A 1912-nucleotide genomic window follows, 5' to 3' on the forward strand; every position below is an offset into this window, starting at 1 on the left:
CTACGATGCTTTGAAACGGCGTCCACGTTGCCTTGAAACACCGTCTACGCTCATCTGAAATGGCCGTCCACGATGGCTTGAAATACGCACCAGGTGTGCCGGTGCGTTGGCACAATCGAGACCATATTGTTCTGGACCTGGCCAATCTAGGGCAGGCCGTTGTTCGCGACGCAGCAACTGGCGAGACTAATCTCGCGCCGATTGGCGAGCTTGTACCTGCAGCAGTCGAGCAGACGTTTGTGCGCCAGGATCTGATGCTCGTTGAGGACGAGGACTGGCGGGAGGCATGGACGAGGTACGAGATGATTCTTCCACTGCTCGAAGCTGGTTCGAGCCGATCAGCGGAAGCAGTCCGCGCAGTGGCAGAGGCGGCTGGCCGGAACCCGGCTACGATCTATCGGTGGATCCAGCGATATTAGGAGACAGGCCGAGTTTCGGCCTTGTTGCGCAGCGGGCGGCAAGACAAGGGTACGCTCGCCGCTCATCGGGCGGTTTCCCCCGGATCGCCTCCTCAACCTTGTACAGCGCACCGATACGTTCCAGCGCTCCGGTATTCAAGGCATTCGGCCGCGCAGCATGCAATTCGTAGAACTGCCGTCGAGACGGTGCTGGGGACACGCTTACGCCCCCGTTAAGGTGGCGCGATCCGAAATCGCGGGCGAACATCGTACTCCTGAAGTCACTCGGGGGCAGCAGACAATTGTCGGCAAAGACCTGGGATCCTTATGAATAAAGGCTTTGAGGGGAAATCGCCAGATTTTGCACGAAAAGGATGACTCCCCCAAATTTGCCGCTTCCGATCATGACGACTTTGCGGGTCGTCCAGCCTTAGGGAAGCGGCCGGGTCCGACTGACTCAAATTTCAGAACACTTGCAGGCTGTCGTGCGAGACGGTCCCGTTTTGAATACCATCAACTTCACAGCGCGTATCTGTCGGCATGTTGTGCTCATCTGCGTGATTGACGCAGACCACGAAGTCAACGCCGTGGTCAAAGCTCACCTTGCGCATTTCTCCGAAAGGAAGGTAAGCCTGCTTGGAAAATACGCGATGGCCCTGAAGGATATTGGTAACGTCAGCGGGAATTTCATCCGTCACGGTTGTGAAGCCGTCACTCATCGTTTGCTTCCGGCCAAGATCATAGGTCAGGCTAATGGCCACAGTTGCGCCGCCTGCATCAACTCCCTTCAGTTCGGTCGTACCGACAAGTTTGACCACACCCACTGAGCAAGCGGTGCGGGTGCTATTGCAGCTGCGCACGGCCATCAGCGGGTACGTTGCAGTTTCGATTTCGCCTGTGTTCCGCACTTTCGTCTCCCCCATTCCAACCGAACGTCGCTTCGGGAAGAACTCGCTCTGTGCGCTCGCGAACGTGGTGACGCTCACCTTCTCATTCGAGAGCCTATTTGGTGTATTGGCACACCCGCTGATGAAACCGCCAAGGGCAACGGCGGATGCGATGGCAACGACGCGAATTTTTTTCATTCTTTCTTTCGGTTGGTTAGGAGAGTGAACGAGAGCCATCCGCGCTTTGAATCCGAGACAGCTCGGAGCAGATGTGAAGGCCTATCTCGATCACTCGGAGTATCGGCAATGACGTGCAGGAATTTAGCCCCCGTGGGAGCTTTCGCAACGCTCATCGACTGCACGGCGCGCGTTCCACGGTAACGACACCAAGTGCTAGGCATCGCTTTCACCTGTGCGTGGCGCCCTCTGGCCTTCCCGAAACAGTCGGCCAGGCTTACGCCAGACAGAAACATGTCGTGCTCGCACCTACTAACGCGCCTCTGTCCTCATCAAGCAAACCGGCGACATGCAACGTGTTGGAGTTGCCCCCGCATCTCAGGACACTCGGACATCGTTAAGTTAAGGATGCCGCAGTCCTCCTGAACTCCCGTGGCGAACGGTATTTCA

Annotated in this window: 2 protein-coding genes and 1 pseudogene; 1 reads left to right on the top strand and 2 read right to left on the bottom strand. The window is 57.0% G+C overall.

Annotation, left to right across the window (positions count from 1 at the left end):
- Positions 1 to 59 precede the first annotated feature (59 nt).
- A complete protein-coding gene (locus tag R2N16_RS25375; protein ID WP_316669806.1) occupies positions 60 to 419 on the top strand; it encodes a hypothetical protein in 360 nt (119 codons plus the stop codon).
- A gap of 49 nt (positions 420 to 468) precedes the next feature.
- Here the strand turns inward: R2N16_RS25375 and R2N16_RS25620 are convergent.
- Positions 469 to 609: pseudogene (locus tag R2N16_RS25620) on the bottom strand (IS66 family transposase); the annotation flags it as partial.
- 253 nt (positions 610 to 862) lie between these two features.
- The gene (locus tag R2N16_RS25380) at positions 863 to 1483 is read right to left on the bottom strand and encodes a hypothetical protein (RefSeq protein WP_316669803.1); all 621 of its coding nucleotides are present in this window, start codon (positions 1481 to 1483) and stop codon (positions 863 to 865) included.
- Positions 1484 to 1912: the final 429 nt, after the last annotated feature.

The sequence above is a fragment of the Ralstonia psammae genome (assembly GCF_958405935.1).
GTDB classification, from domain to species: domain Bacteria; phylum Pseudomonadota; class Gammaproteobacteria; order Burkholderiales; family Burkholderiaceae; genus Ralstonia; species Ralstonia psammae.

What these genes read in the sequence shown, in the direction of transcription:
- R2N16_RS25375 (WP_316669806.1), top strand. Translation starts at nt 60, where the DNA reads ATGGCCGTCCACGATGGCTTGAAATACGCACCAGGTGTGCCGGTGCGT.
- R2N16_RS25380 (WP_316669803.1), bottom strand. Translation starts at nt 1,483, where the DNA reads ATGAAAAAAATTCGCGTCGTTGCCATCGCATCCGCCGTTGCCCTTGGC.